The sequence below is a fragment of the Streptomyces sp. NBC_01463 genome, from assembly GCA_036227345.1.
GTDB lineage: Bacteria > Actinomycetota > Actinomycetes > Streptomycetales > Streptomycetaceae > Streptomyces.
On sequence record CP109468.1, the window covers coordinates 8941957 to 8958729 of the forward strand.

A 16773-nucleotide genomic window follows, 5' to 3' on the forward strand; every position below is an offset into this window, starting at 1 on the left:
AACCTAACCCAGCCCACTGACGTCGCGACCGGGACCCGCCCCGCCGCCTACTTCCCTGGCGACCAGGGTGCGGAGCGCAAGTGCCCGACGCTACGTCGGTCACGGACCTCTGAAGGTCTGTCAGCCGCCTTGCCCACCGCGACCATGGAGACGATCACCCAGCCCGGGTTCGGGTCCAGCTCCTTGGTGAGCCCTTCCAGGTCGAAGGCCCGGAATTGGTGCGCTGCGAGGCCCATGGCCTGGGCCTGAACAGTCATGTGGGCGACGGCTTGGCCGAGGTCGTAATCTGCGAATTCGGAGTAAAGCAACTGTGTGTCATCGACGTGTCGGCGCGTCAGCGTGACGACGAGCAGGCTCGCGTCCGTCGCCCAGCGGGCCGAGCTCGGCGCAAGGTGAGGGAGCACCCGGTCATGCTCCGGCTCACCGGGCCTGCCGATGAAGAAACCCCACGGCTGGGAGTTCCCCGCCGACGGTGCCCACCGCGCGGCCTCCAGCAGGAGTCCGAGGGCAAGGTCGTCGACCACCGCCGACGGATCGAACCGGTAGGGGCTGAAGCGTCCGGCAAGCAGTGGGTGTATGCCGCTGGGCGGCTCCTGAGGATGATGCACGTTCCGCTGCAACCGGCGACCGTGAGTGCGTATTCCGGCGGGTGCACGCACAGACACCGGCCACACCGGACGGTCTACCAGAACGAAGATCGACGAGGGGAATGCCCACGCACTGATCACGACTCGATACGCACCCTTGTTCGGTGAGCCAGGGTAACTGCCCGTGACTTCAGGTCGACTCGCCTTCGACACGCCGAGGCGCCCACGCCCGCATCCGTCCCCAGCCCTTCCCAATTCGAGGAGGACGTCACATGTCCGATCAGGCGACTGTCGCGGACTCTCTTGTGTCCCTTGACATGCGTATGGCCCGGCACGTGTGCCGGGCCATACACGCCGCGCGGTCAGGGGCTGGGTGCGCGGTGGGGGAGTGTCAGTGCTTGTGGGCGTCCTTGATCTTTTCCTTGGCCTCGCGGGCGTTGCCCTTGGCCTGGTCGACGTGGCCCTCGGCGGTGAGGCGTTCGTTGCCCACGGTGCGTCCGGCGGCTTCCTTGACCTTGCCCTTGGTCTGCTCGGTCTTGGCCTGGGTCTTCTCGCTGGCAGCCATGTCACTCACACCTTGCTGGTCGACTTCAGGTACACCCACCGCCTGACCCGCCTGGCCGCATCCAAACATCACGCCCCACGTCGGTGAGTGAGACCCGTCGGGCGCTTTGCATCATCGACCGGCAGCAGGGTGGGGCCGAGGCGCTTGCGTCCGAGCGAATCCAACTGCTGGCACGTCGTATATGCCACTGCCGGCGAGGGGGACTCTCTCAGCTCGGTGCCCCTGTGAGGCGCCTGCCGTGTCGTTCACCCGCAACAGACGTCTGCCGACCACGTCGACGAACAGGAACGATACGTACCGCGCGCCGAACCAGGCACGCAGATTGCGGGCCACGACATCAAGCGAGTCCACCAGTGCGGCATCCTCTGCCGCAGCCAGTCCAAGCCGATCACACGCCACCACAGCCTCCAAAGGTCTGATGGGGACGTGGCGGCGGGCCGAGCGGTCCATCCGCATGGAGCTCCCGTACGACCGGCCCCGTGCCCCTTCCGCGTGGGCGGCCCCGCCCACACATCGCCCCGGCCACGGTGTGGCGGATGACCCGGCCGGGCCGCCCGCCTGTCATCTGAGGTCAGGCCGCAGAAGGCTCGCGAACGCCAAGCAGCCCCAGTCCTACCCGGTCTGGGCGGCGTTCATCTGAACCGGCATCCACGTCTCCATGACCGTCACGATCTCCGCCAGCCGGGACTCGAAGGCCACCACACCGACCTCGCCGGCTCCGTATTCCTGCCACAGCCCGACGAGCTGATCCTCCCGCTCGCCGAGGTCGATCAGCTTGTCGGCGAGTGCGAAGCCGTCCAGGGAAGACTTCCCGACCTCAAGCAGCCAACGACTTGCGGCCGCATCCGCGGTGATGCCGCGGCCCGCCAGCTCGACGACCCTGAACGGCACCCCAGGATCAGCGGCCACAGCCAGAAACACGGCCAGCGACACCGAGTTGCGCACGACCCCCTCCGCCACCCGACAGTCCCTCCCCGCAGCAGCAAGTCGCACGGTGATCACGGCAAGTCGGCAGCCTACTGGGATCCCCGGCCAGGTGTCCTGAACGGGCCACTAGGCCGTCTCATTCGGGATCTTGCATGATGACCGGCATGAACACGGAAACCGGTGACCCAGCCGAGTTGGCTGCCCTCCGCGAGATCTTCGCATCCCGTCCGGAGGCGCTGCCTCCCATCGGCTCGGATGCGGTGCGGTCCTTCGAAGCGGAGCACGGCATTCTACTGCCGGAGCCTTACCGCACATTCGTGGCCGAGGTCTGCGACGGTCTGCGCGCGGGGCCGCCCTACTACGGTCTGCTGCCCCTCGCGCAAACGCCCAACGACTGGGGCTCAGGCCGCCCCGAGCGCCTGCTCGCCGAACCTTTTCCTCTCACGGAGGCATGGTTGTGGGAGGCGGAGGGCGACGAGGCGGCTCTGTCTGAGCAGGAGCTCGAAGACCGGACAGACCCCGTGTACGACCACGGCTCACTGCTGTTGGGCACCGATGGCTGCGGCATGTACTGGCACCTGATCGTCACCGGTCCGCAGCGCGGTCACGTCTGGCTGATCGACGAGAACGGCGCCATACCCTTCGGAACCCGGCCGGGCACCTGCCTGATGCCGGGCACGCCCGGATTCGCGGGCTGGGTGACCCGCTGGGTCCAGGGCCGCTCCTGGTTCGCGGATGCCTGATTGTGGCCTTTCACCCCCGCGGTGCGACACGGATACGGTTCCCGTCAGGATCGGCTGCGAGAAAGGTCAGCCCGAACCCCGCATCATGTGGCTCCTGCAGGATCGTGACGCCTTTGGACTGCCACTGCTTGAAGATCGCATTGATCTCGTCGGGCCCATCGTTGCTGGCCAGACAGACCTCACTGGTGCGCGGGACGTCCGCTGACAGATCGTCGAACCGGCCAGACCACAAAGCGAGGTCAGCGCCTGGCCCGAGGTCGAAGGTGATGTATCTCCGAGTCTCGAACGATGGGCTCATGCCGAGGAGGTCGCCGTAGAAGCGCGCCGCGGCGGGAGCGTCGTTCACATAGACGATGGACACGACGGACGTGGTCATGGCTGTTCCTTCTCAGAGGTCGTAGGTACGCACCCACCAGCCTCACCGGGATATGCGCCGTCCTCTGTCGCAATTCCTGAGAAAATTGGTGCGTGACCCCAGACCGCTTCTTCTCCCTGGTGCTGCTCCTGGCATCGAGGGATGCCGTGACCACACAGGAACTTGCCTCGGCTCTCGGAGTGTCCCTTCGAACCATCACCCGGGATCTGAACTGGCTCCGCGACGCCGGTCTGCCGGTGACCGCGCAACGGGGCCGCCTCGGAGGTGTGACCATGCTGCCCGGGTCCGGGCTCGACGTCACGCGACTCACGCCGGGGGAGCGTGATCATCTCTCGCTCGCCGGGCTGGACGAGAAGCAACGTGCGGAGCTCGACGCATCGGTCGAAAGCCGGCGCGCTCTCTCCAAGATCGCCGCCGCACAGCCACGTCGAGTGGATGAGCGCCTGCCGCTCACCGACGTAGTGCACGTGGACAGCCGCCCCTGGCTCCAGGCACGAACCTCCGGCACGACTCCGGCTTCGCTGATCGGAGCGGTGCGGCGAGGCCGTCGGCTACGGATCGAGTACGACAGCACACGCGAGTCGAGCCCACGCGACCTGGTCGTGGATCCCTACGGGCTGTTCGCCAAGGCCGGCATCTGGTACCTCGTCGCCGACTGTGCCCGAGTGCCACGGATGTACCGACTTGAACGGATCACCACGTGGAAGGAAGTCGACCAGCCGCGACGGATCCGCGAGAACCAGACCCTGGCCACCGTCGCTGCAGCGCTCGTTGACCAGTGGGAACACAACCATGCGATAGAGGTCAGCGCCACCATCGACCAGACCCAGATCGAGCGAGCGCGACGGATCCTCGGCCAACGACTCGTCCAAGACGACCATGAGGAACCCACCACCGGCCACAGGGTGAGGATCCGGTTCCAGCACCTGGAGGACGTGCGAGCACTATTGCCGTTCGGGAGCACCATCACTGTGCACGGCCCCGCCGAAGCCAGAGCTCGCCTCGGCGACCTCGCCACCGACCTCGCCCACCACTATGCGCCGTCACCAACGTCCTGACCCGCAACAACTAGTGGCGGTTCTGGAGCTACAGGCTGATGGCGCCGGCGAGAGCCGTTCCCGAGGCGCGGCACAGGCCGCGGAAGAGCTGGCGGCCACTGCTTTGCCCCGGAATCCATCACTCAAGATCTGCGACAGCTGCGGTGGCTGGGCTGAGACCCTACGGTGACACGAAGCGGTACGTCAGCCGGGACGCGGGCGTAGTGCGTGACCCACGCTGCAGGCGAGGCGTTCCGGCCTCCGCAGTGGGCCCGGCGCAACTGACGCGGGCTGTTGGGGCGTCCGTGGAGGTGGCGGGTCCAACACGGCTGAGACCGTGTGATGGGCGCCGGCCGGACGGTGTCGAGCGAAGGAGGCGTGCCTGACGTGTCGTGGAGATGGATGATCACGGGTGCAGTCGTGGCGGTGGGGGCCGCGCTAGGTGCCGTGCGGGCGAAGAGAGTGCTGGGCAACCCCTTCGGGGCGGTGGAGAAGGAACTGGACAAGCGGGATCGGACGCTGCGCGAGGAACACCCCGATACCGTGGCGCTCCGGCACCAGGCCCACTACCTGAGCGAGACCGGAGACCTGGCCGGCGCCGTGGAAGTCTCCGAACGGATGCTCGCCGAGCGGGTGCGGGCGCTGGGCGAGGACGACCCTCATGTCCTCGTCACTCGGTACAACCTGGCCACCCTGCGCGGTAGAGCGGGGGACGGCGCCGGTGCCGCCGAGGCGTTCGAACGGCTGGCGCTCGACATGGAGCGGGTGCACGGATCCGACTACATCTACACCGGCCAGGCCAGGCGCGCCGCCGTCCACTGGCGAAAGGAAGCGGAAGGCGGCAGCCAGGGCACCGAGTGACGACAGGGGCGCAGGACGTCCTGACCCGGCTGCGCGTCGACCGCATCCCGACCGCATGAGCGACGACCCGGCCCTGACGCCGGCCCAGGCCGCCGCCGCGCTCGGCTACCCGGCCGGACAGGTCCGTCGCGCCAACGCACGGGCGGACGCCGTCCTGCCCGCCTGCCACGTCGGCCCATACCTGGCCGACGTCACCACCGCTCTGCACCGCGCCGGCTGGACCACCACCCCGGCCATGCCTGACATCCAGTTCCCTGGCGATGACGGGGTAGTTGCCGCGCTCGTGCTAGTAGGCGACCAGGCCCCGGCCCCCGCCCTGGTCTGGGACGAGCAGTACGGATGGCGTACCGCGACATCCCGCCGCCACCCGATCGCCCGGGGCGCAGCCCTTCCCTCTGAGGGCGAGGGCGTGCGCAGTCTCGCCGGGGCATCACCCGCCGCCCGGCGACGCCGTCGCCGCCCTCACGAGCCCCGACGCATAGCCCAGGAAGCACCCGCGCACCTTTCACCCCACCCGATCACGACCCAGGAACAGGCGGCGCGCGAGCGGGACACTCTGCTCGGTCTCATCGCACGCGGCCTGTGCGGCCTTCGCTGGGGCCACTCTTCTTGTCGGCCTGGTTTACACCGCACGCTCCTATGCCCTGGCCCGTCGGGGGCAGGGCACGGAGCGTTTCCGCGTCGCAGGTGACCAACTGCCCAAGGGCAGCGGACCCAAGACGCTCGCTGTCACGAAGACGCTGCATCGCACCAACCCTGGGTGGCGGACTGCTTACCCGGCGGTGACCTTGTACCGGGCCCGCAGGTGGGCCAGGAAGGTGTCAGCGTCGCCGTAGTCCTGGTCCTGCGCTCCATTGCGGTGGAGTTCTAGCCGGCTGTCGGGGTGCAGGCGGACGGTGGTGGTCGCCTGCCGCGCCGTCGCCGCCACCGCTGCGGTGTCGGTGGAGGCCGGTATCTGCAGAACGGGGATGGTGGCGGGGAACATGGCCAGTGCTTCCTCGACGGTGGCGGCGGGTGGGTGCCCGGTGCGGTTGGCGCTGGAGACGTACAGCACCGGGTGTTCGTCCAGCAGGGACCGCAGGGGCTTCCAGCGGGCGCCGAACAGCAGCACCCAGCCGTCCTTCTCCCCCGGAGTGAGCCAGGCCGGGCGCTTCTCGCCGGGCCGCAGCGGCAGGAGGACCGTGAGGTGGGCTTCGCCCAGCAGTCGCCGTGCCAGTGTCCTGTCCTGCGGTGTGAGGTCCCACAGCCGGTCGAGCGTGTCCAGGGTGTCGGGGTGGTGGGCCCACAGGGCGACCGGCTGGTTGGCGTCCCGGCCCTTGGCCTCATTGACGGCCCGGGGACGGGTGGCGGTGACGACATAGGTCAGCGGCGCCGGGTTGGGCAGGACGACCGCCTCGCCCGCGGCGAGAGTTTCGCGCACGGGGGCGGGGCCGGCCGGGGTCCGGGACGTGGTGTGCGCGTGGGAGGTCACGGCATGCTCCCGGAGGTGGTGGTGTAGGAGAGGCCCTCAAGGTAGTCGGCGAACGCGGCGTCTTCGGTGACGGACCGTCCGGTCGCGAAGGCCCGTCTCTTGACCCAGGCCATCGCCGCGCGCGCCTGGTCCTTGTCGAGCGTGTGGCCGAGGCGGGCGGCGACCGCGATGACGACCCGCACGCTCGCCAGCTGGGTCAGCACCGCGCGCGGCTCGATGCCCAGCAGCTGCTGCGGGTCGTAGGGCTGGAACAGTTCCGGATGGACGAAAGGCGTACCGGTGGAGATGGTGCCCACGCCGGTGCCGACGATCGGGGTGGTCACCGACAGCGGCACCCCGGTCTCGTCCGCCACCATCCGTGCGATGGCCGGCAGACGGGTCAGGTCCGGATCGGTCCACCACGGTGCACCGTCGAGAAGTTCGGGTGCGTGCCGGGCGAGGAGGAACAGCAACTGCTCGGTGGCGACCAGTCCGGCGCGCTCCGCGATGCCCAGCCAGGAGGAGGAGAGCACCCGAACCCCGGCGGCCAGGGCTTGCGGACTGTTGGCAAGACCCAGACCGAGATCGTTGTGCAGGTGCGAGGCGAGCACAGTCTCCCCGCCCGCCGCGGCCCCGACCGCGGTGAACATCTGCCGGCAGGCGTCGGGAAGCTGGGCGCCGACAGTGTCCGCCAGGACCACCAGCCCGGCGCCGACGGCGGTCAGCTCCCCGGCAAAGGTGCCCATCAGCGCGTGGTCGGCGCGGGAGGCATCGGCCAGGCACACATCCACCGCCACCTCCTCATCCAGGTCGCGGGCCCGCTTGACCAGATCAACCCCGGCCTGGAGGGCTTCGGCAGCCGGGCGGTGGACCATCACCCGTGCCATCGCCTCCGAGGCCGGCACCACCACCATCACTCGTGCGTGACGGCTGCCCCGCACCGACGCCATCGCCTGCTCCACATCACGAACCGCCCCCCGGCACACCGCCGCCACACTCACCGCGCCCTCCGCCTCAGCCGCGACCCGGCGCACGGCCTCGTACTCCTCCGCGCACACCGCGGGGAACCCGGCGGCGAATACCACATGCCGCACCCCCTCCCCGCCGAAGACCCGGCCGGTCTCGACCGCCAGCCGCACCCGAGCCCCGGCCGACATCAGGGTCTTGGCCTGGGCGCCGTCCCGGGCGGATTCCTCCCAAAGCACCACCCGCCCCGCCACCGCGGACTCGCGCACCACATCCACCGCCACTGAGTCCCTCCCACCGTTCTTGACGATCACCGCCCCATGACGGTGAAGGAAGCCAGGCGGCTGCCTTCACCCACGATCACCGCGCACGGGCCCCGGTCATGGGCAGTCCCGGGCAGGACCACCCCAACGAAGGAACGTCTCGCCACCGAAACCGCCCCGCAGTGCTATAGAGGCGGAACCACGCCCTGACACCGCCCCTTCCGGACAAGAAGAAGCCGCGCTGGAGGCGGCGCGCCCGCACTGAGTGGTGGGGTCGGCCATGCGCAGCAGGTCGATAGCGACCGCGCAAACCCGTGCGGGACACTGCTCTCGGATATCCAGGTGTGGGCCCCTGCCATCGCCCCGGCCTCCAGCTTCCACACCCGCCGGACCCCGACCCCAAGCCCCTGGCCTTCAGCCGCCCGCCTCCGGACGGTCTTCTCCCGCGCTGATCGCACGCGCCGACCGCGGCGGCGCCCGCTTCCTCGCTCCCAACACCCGGCCGCCCCCTAGGACGGCAACCAGGGCGAAGACAAGAAGGCGGAAGGAGGAGGCTGCCAAGCTTCTTCAGGGGTGCGCCTTGGCCGGAACGGTCGGCCTGGTCCTGGCCACGGCGCAGAAGCTGTGGGGAGCAAACGACTGTGGATGCCGCAAGAGCTGAGGTTCTAGGGCGCCGCGAGGCGGACAAGCCCGTGCCCAAGGCCAGCCTCCTGACAGGACTTGGGACGTCACCGAAACTGGCCCCTCTCACCCTGCGAAGACCCGCTCTCGACCTTCCTTTCATAGCCGGTAGCTTCCCAGTGCGTCACCGACGAGGACTGGCGTCGTGGACCGCTACTGCCTGACCCTGATGATCGGACCACATCGGATCATGGCTGGCTGGTGGCCCGACCCGGTCCCGGGCGGACCGTGGACCGCAGTCCCCGCACATCCGCTCACCAGGCTCCGTGGTGGGCGACCCCCAGGACGAGGGAGGCGACGGCCAGTGCCAGGAAGAAGCCGGCCAGGCCGTAGCCGTGGTCACGGGCGCGCAGATGGACACCTATGGCACCGAGGAAGAACAGCGTCAGCCCTACGGCAGCGGCTGTGCCGATCAACGGGACGGCGAAGCCGGCGAGGAGCCCGGCGGCCCCCGCCGCCTTGAGCACGCCGAGCCGGAACAGCGAGGAGGCGGGCACACCGGCCTTCTCCATGTTGACGAGGATCGGTTCGTAGCGGCGGAAGTCGAGCACCGCGGACACGGTGTTGAGAGCGGCGGCCAGGGCGGTGACCACGACGTAGGAGATGAACAGCATGATGAGTTCCCGTTCTCGTTCTCGGGTTGCCGGTGCGGTGTCGGGTGGTGCGGCGGCACGACGGGGCGATGGGACGACGGGGCGGTCGTGCGACGAGGCGACGGTGGGTGGTGTGGAGGGGCCTCAGGGCGCTCAGCCGAGGCCGGCGGGCGGCAGCTTGTCGGGGTTGGCGATGTTGTAGATGTCGCTGACCTGTTCGCCGTCCGGGGTCAGGTCGAGGACCATCACGGCGAAGGGGGCGTCGCCGCTGAACAAGACCGCGGCGGGGTCCCCGTTGACCTGTCGGTAGGCGATCTCCAGGCCGTCGCGGTGGGACGCGCGGGAGATCAGCAGCCGGGCGACGTTGTCGCGGCCGTGCACCGGGCGCGGGCCCGCGATCGCGGACTTGCCGCCGCCGTCGGCCCAGAGGGTGACATCGGGGGCGAGCAGCTGCATGAGGGCGGCCATGTCCCCGCCGAACACGGCGTCCAGGAAGTGTTCGGTGGCCTGCCGGTGCAGCAGCGGATCGGGGCGGTAGCGGGGCCGGCGGGCCTGCACGTGGTCGCGGGCGCGGTGGGCCAGCTGGCGCACCGCGGCGGGGCTGCGGCCCAGGATCTCCGCCGTCTCCGTGTGGGCGTAGCCGAAGACCTCGTGCAGGACGAAGACGGCACGCTCCAGCGGGGTCAGCGTCTCCAGGACGACGAGCATCGCCATCGACACGGACTCGGAGCGCTCCGCCCGGTCGGCGGTCTCGTCCTCGGTGGGCGGCGGGCTGTCGGTGGTCGAGACGAGCGGCTCGGGCAGCCACGTACCGACGTACGTCTCACGGCGGCGGTTGATGGCCGCCTGCCGGGAGAGGGCCTTGTTCACGGCGATCCGTACGAGGTAGGCGCGCGGGCTCTCGATCGGCTCCGCGCCGGGCGCCTCGTTCCGGGCCGTCCAGGAGAGCCAGGTCTCCTGGAGGATGTCCTCGGTGTCGGCGACGCTGCCGAGCATGTTGTAGACGAGCGAGAACAGCAGCTCGCGGTGGTCGACGAACACCTCGGTGGCGGTGCCGGAGCCCGTTCCGGGGCTGGGGCCAGGTTCGGTGCCGGGGTCGGACATCAGGTGCCTCCTGTCGCGGATGCACCCTGAGACTGCTGCCGGGGCGCGAGTGTGACATCCGGACCTGGGCCTGCACGGTGGGCGGGCCTTGGGCACCGGCACCAGGGCACGCAAACGAAGACCCTATCCACCCAGACGGTCCGCACGCCTCTGGAGGCAGCGGGCCTCGGGGGTGCTCAGGGTGCCGGCGGCTGCCGCGTGGTATGCGGCAGCCGCCGGCCCGTTCCAGCCGGTGGTGTCCCGGCAGCCGGTCCGCGAGCGCGTCGACCTCGGATAGCCCGGCCCGCGGCCCGTGCACCATCGCGACGGCGACGGCCCGGCCCAGTTCGGCCATCGGCTCGGGGGCGAGACGCACCAGGACGTCGTACAGCGCGAGGACTTGCGGCCAGTCGGTGGCGCGGCGGCATCGCCGCGACCCGGATCACCCTGATCGACGAAGCGGAGGACGGGCAGGTAATCCAGTCCTGGCCAAACGAGAACCAATGACGCCACCGCCGCAACGGCTGGTCACGGAAGGCCGAGCTCGGTGTCTGGTCGGCACAGCTTGCACGCCGGCCCGGAATCCGCATCAAGGAGCGGCCGCACCTCACCTGCCCCCACCGGTTTCACCCGGGGACCAGCGGGTCGGCGGTACCCCTGATGAATGGCGACGACGCGGCGCCCCTGACCGATTCCCTGCTCCACCACCCAGTCCGGCGGCGGAGGTGGAGGGAGCCGTGCGGCCCCATCGGCCAGACGCCGCTCCTCGGCCTCCCGCCAACCACGAGCACGGTCCAGATCCTGCTTGCGCACCCGCTCCAGAAACCGGAGCTGCTCCAGCCTCGACGTCGATGATGCTTCGGACGCCTGTTCGGGTCTACGCGGTGTGCGTCCCGTCTTGAGCGATCTGGTCCGAAGTTGCGGCTGTGGCCTGCGGCGGCCCGAACGTTTCGTGACCGCCGAAATCGTTGCGACCTTGATCCGAGAACAGTTCCCTCAGGGGAGCGGCAAGGCGATCCGACCCGTGTCGTCGACCGGGACGGTCCACGCCATCTTCCGCATCGGGAACGATCTCTCTGCACGTTTCCCGCTGCGTCTGGCCGATGCTGCCGAGGCGCTGGCGGTTCTGGAAGGGGAGGCCCAGGCCAGCGCGGAATTGGCACAGGTGTCTCGGTTTTCCGCCCCGGAACCCGTCGCCTTGGGAAAGCTTGGAGCGGGTTACCCCATGCCGTGGTCGGTCCAGACATGGCTGTCCGGAACCGTTGCCTTCGACGCCGACCCGAGCGGGTCGGACGCTTTCACCGAGGACCTTGCGACCTTCATCGCAGCCCTGCGGGACGCCGAGACACGGGGGCGGCTTTTCAACGGCGAGGGTCGTGGCGGCGTTCTCGCGCAGCACGACGATTGGATGGCCAAGTGCTTCGAGGAGAGCAAGGGGCTGCTTGACGGGCCCCGGCTGCGCCAGTTGTGGCGCCATTTTCGGGAGTTACCGCGCACGGCTGCCGACGTGATGAGCCATGGTGACTTGATTCCCGGCAATGTTCTGGTCGCGGGAGACCGACTCAGCGGCGTGCTCGACACCGGCGGCTTCGGTCCGGCCGACCCGCCCTGGATCTGGTCAGTGCCTGGCACCTGTTGCAGCCAGGGATCGTGGACGACGACTTGCGGGCACTGATCGAGCCGCTGCTGCCTCCGTGGCCGGAGTGGTCACAGGGGCCGCGGCCGGTGTCGGACCGGCTCTGTCTGCAGTGCATCCTGTTCCTCTACAACGGCGTTGAGGCAGCGCAGCAGTTGGCCGCAGCCAGGAACCGAACTGCTGCAGGCGCACGTCTCCCGGACCATGATCTCAAGCGAGCGCCAAGAGCACGCGATTTCCACCAGGCTTGTCTCGCCGTCGGCAGTGAGTGTGGATCCGTCGAAGACCAACGACTACAACAGCTTCGCCGAGGCGTACACGGCCGCAAACGAAACCAACCTGGTCAATGCCTACTACGAGCGGCCCGCGATGCTGACCCTCGCTGGAGACGTGGCCGGCCGGCGGATTCTCGACGCCGGCTGCGGCTCGGGGGCCTTGTTTGCCGCGCTGCGCGACCGTGGCGCCATCGTCAGTGGCTTCGACACGAGTGCCGGGATGCTGGAGCTTGCTCGGCAGCGGCTCGGCGACGGTGCGGACCTGCAGGTGGCGGACCTGGGCAGCCCGCTTCCTTACGCTGATGACACGTTCGACGATGTAGCGGCGTCCCTGGTGCTGCACTACCTGGAGGACTGGGGGCCGGCGCTGGCCGAGATGCGACGCATACTCAGGCCCGGCGGTCGGTTGATCGCGTCTGTCGACCATCCCTTTGCCATCAACCTCGTACACCGCGAGGCCGGCCGCGAGGCCGAGTGCAACTACTTCGACACCACCAAATGGACCGTGGGCGGCCAGACCGCCCTGGTGAGCAGATGGAACAGGCCGCTGCACGCGATGATCGAGGCTTTCATCGGGGCCGGTTTCCGGATAACGGTCATCAGCGAGCCGGATCCTGATCCCGCCGCCCGCGAGATGTTCCCCGAGGCCATCGCGGCCGAGCCGCGCTTCCTTTGCTTCCTGTTCTTCGTCCTGCAGGCCGAGTAGCCACCAGAACGACCTGACCGCTGGGAAGCGGTCAGCTGTTCCTGCCGTCGGCCGCTTTCTCGTCGGTGCTCGGGTCACTCAGCGGGCGCAGCCCGGCCGCCGGCGTGCGGGTGAAGGCGTGACCAAGATGGTCAACGGCAGCAAGCCGACACGTCGGTGCTCGCGCTACACCTGCTCCAGTCCAGCTCCGTGCCGGGAGTAGCCGACCGCTCGACCCGGTCCTGGCCGGCGAAGGCGAATCCGACGACGCTCGCGCCATGGGTGGGCCGCCCGGTCACCCACGACGCCGAACTGTCATCAGTACGCCACTGCCGTGCGCCTGGGGACGGCGGAGGCTGAGCAGGTCCGCCTGTACCGCCAGGAGGACACCCCGAACGCGGGCAACCCCGCCGGGCCGATCAACGAGATTCGGCCGGGCAGCACGGAGGGGTCAGGCCGCGTTGACCAGCTTCATGTACTTCGTCCAGTCCCAGTTCGGACCCGGATCCGTGTGGTCCGTGCCCGGAACCTCGACGTGGCCGATGATGTGCGTACGGGTCTTCGGGATGCTGTAGCGGTCGCAGACGGCCGCGGTCAGCTTCGCCGACTGCCGGTACATCACGTCGGTGAACCACTGCGGCTGGTCGACCCAGCCTTCGTGCTCGATGCCGATGGAGCGCGTGTTGTAGTCCCAGTTGCCGGCGTGCCAGGCGATGTCCTTCTCCCGTACGAACTGCCCGATGTAGCCGTCCCCGGAGGCGACCATGTAGTGCGCGGACACCTGGCGGGTCGGATCCTCGAAGATCCGCATCGCGTCCTGGAAGGTCTCCTGGGTGACATGGATGACCACGTAGTTCAGGGGGTAGCTGCTCGGGCGGCTGGAGACCGTGTAGTTGGAGGTGCTCGCCGGTATCCAGTGCGTCACGGGATACGGAGCTGCGGCGGCGGCACGTCCGACGGCCAGGGGCCCCAGCGCGGCAGCAGCGGCGGTGACGGCGGCGCCCTGCAGCAGGCGTCGGCGCGAGGGTCTGGGGGCGTGGGGGCTGGGCTGATCCATGAGAGGCTCCCTTGGGGAGAGAAGTGGGGCGCTCAAGCGCAAGCCGTGTCCATGACAATTGCGCGCTTCATGATGAGCCCCCCTCCACACCCCTGCCAAGACCTTCTGGGACATGCCAAAGGGCCGACCAAAGGCGGTACGCACCAGGGGACGCCGGTGGAGGTGAGGAACCAGGTCAGCGTCGTCTCGCAGAGCCCGCACCAGGACGATTCGGCGTGGGTGCTGTTGACGACCGCGGTGACCAGGCGGGTCACCGCGCGTTCCAGATGCCAGCTTCGGTCCTCGGCGTCCGCGTCGGGATGCGGTGCAAGCTGCTCGAACCGCTCGGCCATGTCCTCCAGCCAGTCACGCCACTCCAGGAGGCAGGCCACGACGCGTTCGGCGGTCTCATGTGCGTCTGTGACCGAGTGTGACTCTCGCAGCACCAGGCTTCGACGGGTCCACCGTTGTGGACCGAGCGGTCCCAACCGCAGGCCCACCGGCCGTAACGGGACACCAGGAGCACGGTGCGTTGTCCATGAACCGATAGCCCGCCACTCGGTCGGGATCAGCCGCCCGGTCGGCTTCGGAGGGAACCATCGGGACGACAAGCGCCGTCAGCCGTGCCGCCTCATCATCGTCCCAGTCGAAAATGTTCCGGCTGGGATCAGCGGCGGTCCAAGGCAGCGACCAGACTCGTTCGATGTGGATGGACGTGGCGTACCCCCGAAGTCAGACATGACGGAACAACTAACCAGCTCAAGGCCGTATTGGCCGAGTGCCCCGAGCTCAATGCACTCGTCGGTCACGTGCGGTTTTTCGCCCGGATGCTCACCGAGCGCCAAGGCGAACGGCTCCCGCAGTGGCTCGACGCCGTCCGCCAGGACGACCTGCCCAGTCTCCATAGCCTCGCCGCCGGCATCGACCGAGACCGCGCCGCTGTCATCGCCGGCCTCACCCTGCCCTGGAGTTCCGGTGTTGTTGAAGGACACGTCAACCGAATCAAGATGCTCAAGCGCCAGATGTTCGGCCGGGCCGGCTTCGATCTCCTCCGCAAGCGTGTCCTGCTCTACACATAGGGCCACGTCCCGAGTCGCCAGAGGTGATGGCAGACGAGGCTCAGGGCGCCATGTGTCGGACAAGCTCCCGCGACTTCTGCTGCAGTTCGGCTGTCCACTGCTTTGCATGGGGGTCCGAAGCCGTCTTGAGATAGTGGCTCTCGGCGCGCTTGGCCCCCTGCCAGCTCACCTCGATGCTCGCTATCTCAGCCAAGGCCAGCACCGTGGCAACGAACCCTTCGGACATGGTGGCCATGACGGCGTGCCTGGTTTTGCTATGCCAGGCGAGCAGGGCATCGACGAACGCTGCGAATGCGACGGGGTCAATCTGACACTCGTCAGCTTCCATGGGGCCGATGCCGGATGACAGCCCCACTTCGGCTTGATAGACGGTGACCTGGCTCATGAACAGCCGCGACGTCCCGTTGGATGGGGTCCACAGGGTTCGGTCGCCCAAGTCGTAGTACTGGCTCACGTCAGCCTCTCACCGCTGGTCATACGAGGTCGACATTACGTTCAGTCAGCCCTCCACGGAAAGTGAGCCAGAACCCCTGGAAATCAACGAAGCCAAGGCGCGCGCTGTCCCGCAGGTCGAGGGCGTACTCCGTGACGTCCGGGGTGTTGCCGGGTCTGGTCGCGAAGGTGGCTGCCCTCGTGTGTCCCGCGGCTGCCGCTTGGCGGACTGTTCTGGAATCCGCTGCGGAGAGCTGGTGGGTGCAGGGCCGGATTATCGACCCCGCCACCGGGTTCGACACTCGGATGAGCCCCGAGGCCGAGCGGACCGGCCGAGTCGGCTGACGCCTGCGCGGGAAGGCCGCTTCCTCGCGGGGCCGGGGCCATCAGCCCTCCGCAGTCGCGATGGCCGGCGCAGCGTTGTGGGTCAGTTGCTGCGGGTTCTGATCCTTCCCCGGCCGCGGGAAGGATCAGGACGGTTCACCCCATGGCTTTCTCTCAGTAGGCGAAGAGGCTCTTGCGCGCCCGCTGCTCGGTCTCCATCGCCGCGATCGCGTCACGGCAGGCATTGGTGAACTTCCAGAAGTCCGCGTTGGTGGTGGCCGCACGATTGGTCGCACCGGAGAAGTTCCCGAACAGGCTTTGACGGAGTTCGGTGGTGATCTCCAGCTGGCCGCCGCCTTCGCCCGTCAGAGTGCGGTTGCAGATGTTCTCCGGCAGGTCGCCGTTGATGTCGTCCGGGTCGCCCTTGAGTACCTGGAAGCCCGCACCGCTCAGTTTCGCGGACAGCAACTGGCGGAAACGGGTGTTGACACCGCCGACCACGACCGCTTCGGGCCGGCCCGTGGGCGCGCCGGCCTGAGTCGCCGTGCAGCCGTGCAGGCTGAGGACGTTGGCGCTGCCCGCGGCCATGGACCGGGCGACCGGGTCGTCACAGTGCGACGCGGTGACGTGCAGCTCGCCGTTGTTGGAAGTGCGCATGCCCTCGAGCATCCAGTAGTCGTGCACCGGGGCGCCCGCCGTGACGGGGGCGAGGGTGTCGGGCCGGTAACCCGCTATGCCCAGGCAGAGTTCGGACGTGCCCATTTCGATTCCGCCGCCGTGGATGGCCAGCACACTGGTCAGACGGGGAAGCGGGGTGGTGGCCTTGTCGTTGTCGAAGGCCTCGTGCCGCTTGAACCGGCGGGCGAAGTCCTGGCCCTCGACCGCCTTCGTGTACAGGTCCGAGTTCGAGGTGTACGTGTCACCGCCGGCAGCGGCGGCCGAAGTCGCGGCAAGGCCGGTCAGGAGCGGGCCGCCCGCAGCTGCGGCCACGAGGGTGGCGAGGATGGTCCTGCGACTGGCGTGGGACTGGGACATCGTTGTTCCTTAAGTGCTGTGCGGGCCGGCCCGCGGATGCGTACGACGCCGGATTCCCGGCACGGTAGCGGGAAGGCCGACGCATGCCACACGATGGCGCGAACAGGAGCTGGACCCCCCGCCCGATGGGCGGAACTTT

16 protein-coding genes and 4 pseudogenes are annotated in these 16773 nt (G+C 68.7%); 6 read left to right on the plus strand and 14 right to left on the minus strand.

The annotated features are described in order from the left end of the window. Positions 1 to 47: 47 nt before the first annotated feature. From OG521_39270 to OG521_39285, 4 genes and pseudogenes are all read right to left on the minus strand, one after another. A complete protein-coding gene (locus tag OG521_39270) occupies positions 48 to 608 on the minus strand; it encodes a nitroreductase family protein (protein WUW26945.1) in 561 nt (186 codons plus the stop codon). A 370-nt stretch (positions 609 to 978) separates the two neighbouring features. After that, positions 979 to 1152, minus strand: coding sequence for a CsbD family protein (locus tag OG521_39275; GenBank protein WUW26481.1), 174 nt, complete (start codon positions 1150 to 1152; stop codon positions 979 to 981). A 174-nt stretch (positions 1153 to 1326) separates the two neighbouring features. Then, positions 1327 to 1551: pseudogene (locus tag OG521_39280) on the minus strand (serine/threonine-protein phosphatase). A gap of 213 nt (positions 1552 to 1764) precedes the next feature. After that, the gene (locus OG521_39285) at positions 1765 to 2097 is read right to left on the minus strand and encodes a hypothetical protein (GenBank protein ID WUW26482.1); all 333 of its coding nucleotides are present in this window, start codon (positions 2095 to 2097) and stop codon (positions 1765 to 1767) included. 134 nt (positions 2098 to 2231) lie between these two features. Between OG521_39285 and OG521_39290 the strand changes: the two genes are divergently transcribed. Further along, positions 2232 to 2822 (plus strand): SMI1/KNR4 family protein, encoded by a 591-nt coding sequence (locus tag OG521_39290; GenBank protein WUW26483.1) that lies wholly within the window; start codon positions 2232 to 2234, stop codon positions 2820 to 2822. Positions 2823 to 2832: 10 nt separating this feature from the next. Here the strand turns inward: OG521_39290 and OG521_39295 are convergent, their stop codons facing one another. After that, positions 2833 to 3198 (minus strand): VOC family protein, encoded by a 366-nt coding sequence (locus OG521_39295; GenBank protein ID WUW26484.1) that lies wholly within the window; start codon positions 3196 to 3198, stop codon positions 2833 to 2835. Between the two features lie 92 nt (positions 3199 to 3290). On the opposite strand from OG521_39295, the gene OG521_39300 reads away from it, so the two are divergent. Both OG521_39300 and OG521_39305 read left to right on the plus strand, forming a co-directional pair. Further along, positions 3291 to 4256, plus strand: a complete 966-nt coding sequence (locus tag OG521_39300) for a WYL domain-containing protein (GenBank protein WUW26485.1) — start codon at positions 3291 to 3293, stop codon at positions 4254 to 4256. Positions 4257 to 4637: 381 nt separating this feature from the next. Continuing rightward, complete coding sequence (locus OG521_39305) at positions 4638 to 5096, plus strand: hypothetical protein (GenBank protein WUW26486.1); 459 nt, start codon at positions 4638 to 4640, stop codon at positions 5094 to 5096. 772 nt (positions 5097 to 5868) lie between these two features. Here OG521_39305 and OG521_39310 read toward each other — a convergent pair. From OG521_39310 to OG521_39330, 5 genes and pseudogenes are all read right to left on the minus strand, one after another. Next, complete coding sequence (locus OG521_39310; GenBank protein ID WUW26487.1) at positions 5869 to 6567, minus strand: Sua5/YciO/YrdC/YwlC family protein; 699 nt, start codon at positions 6565 to 6567, stop codon at positions 5869 to 5871. Further along, positions 6564 to 7796, minus strand: coding sequence for a 2-isopropylmalate synthase (locus OG521_39315; GenBank protein WUW26488.1), 1233 nt, complete (start codon positions 7794 to 7796; stop codon positions 6564 to 6566). Before OG521_39315 ends, OG521_39310 begins: the two co-directional genes overlap by 4 nt. Positions 7797 to 8710: 914 nt before the next feature. Continuing rightward, complete coding sequence (locus tag OG521_39320) at positions 8711 to 9070, minus strand: DoxX family protein (protein ID WUW26489.1); 360 nt, start codon at positions 9068 to 9070, stop codon at positions 8711 to 8713. Positions 9071 to 9202: 132 nt separating this feature from the next. Next, complete coding sequence (gene sigJ / locus OG521_39325) at positions 9203 to 10153, minus strand: RNA polymerase sigma factor SigJ (GenBank protein ID WUW26490.1); 951 nt, start codon at positions 10151 to 10153, stop codon at positions 9203 to 9205. A 123-nt stretch (positions 10154 to 10276) separates the two neighbouring features. Next, positions 10277 to 10553, minus strand: a pseudogene (locus tag OG521_39330) (hypothetical protein). 510 nt (positions 10554 to 11063) lie between these two features. Here OG521_39330 and OG521_39335 point away from each other — a divergent pair. Continuing rightward, a pseudogene (locus OG521_39335) lies at positions 11064 to 11773 on the plus strand (phosphotransferase). 199 nt (positions 11774 to 11972) lie between these two features. Next, the gene (locus tag OG521_39340) at positions 11973 to 12749 is read left to right on the plus strand and encodes a class I SAM-dependent methyltransferase (protein ID WUW26946.1); all 777 of its coding nucleotides are present in this window, start codon (positions 11973 to 11975) and stop codon (positions 12747 to 12749) included. Positions 12750 to 13179: 430 nt separating this feature from the next. On the opposite strand, the gene OG521_39345 is transcribed toward OG521_39340, so the two are convergent. Together OG521_39345 and OG521_39350 are read right to left on the minus strand one after the other, a co-directional pair. Further along, on the minus strand, positions 13180 to 13785 hold the full coding sequence (locus tag OG521_39345) for an N-acetylmuramoyl-L-alanine amidase (GenBank protein WUW26491.1): 606 nt from the start codon (positions 13783 to 13785) through the stop codon (positions 13180 to 13182). Between the two features lie 32 nt (positions 13786 to 13817). Continuing rightward, positions 13818 to 14117: a hypothetical protein gene (locus OG521_39350; GenBank protein ID WUW26492.1), complete on the minus strand. Its 300-nt coding sequence runs from the start codon at positions 14115 to 14117 to the stop codon at positions 13818 to 13820. 405 nt (positions 14118 to 14522) lie between these two features. Here OG521_39350 and OG521_39355 point away from each other — a divergent pair. Next, positions 14523 to 14843 (plus strand): annotated as a pseudogene (locus OG521_39355) (transposase). Between the two features lie 40 nt (positions 14844 to 14883). On the opposite strand, the gene OG521_39360 reads toward OG521_39355, so the two are convergent. Together OG521_39360 and OG521_39365 are read right to left on the minus strand one after the other, a co-directional pair. Continuing rightward, complete coding sequence (locus tag OG521_39360; protein ID WUW26493.1) at positions 14884 to 15297, minus strand: DUF6086 family protein; 414 nt, start codon at positions 15295 to 15297, stop codon at positions 14884 to 14886. Positions 15298 to 15773: 476 nt separating this feature from the next. After that, positions 15774 to 16634: a poly-gamma-glutamate hydrolase family protein gene (locus OG521_39365; GenBank protein WUW26494.1), complete on the minus strand. Its 861-nt coding sequence runs from the start codon at positions 16632 to 16634 to the stop codon at positions 15774 to 15776. Positions 16635 to 16773: the final 139 nt, after the last annotated feature.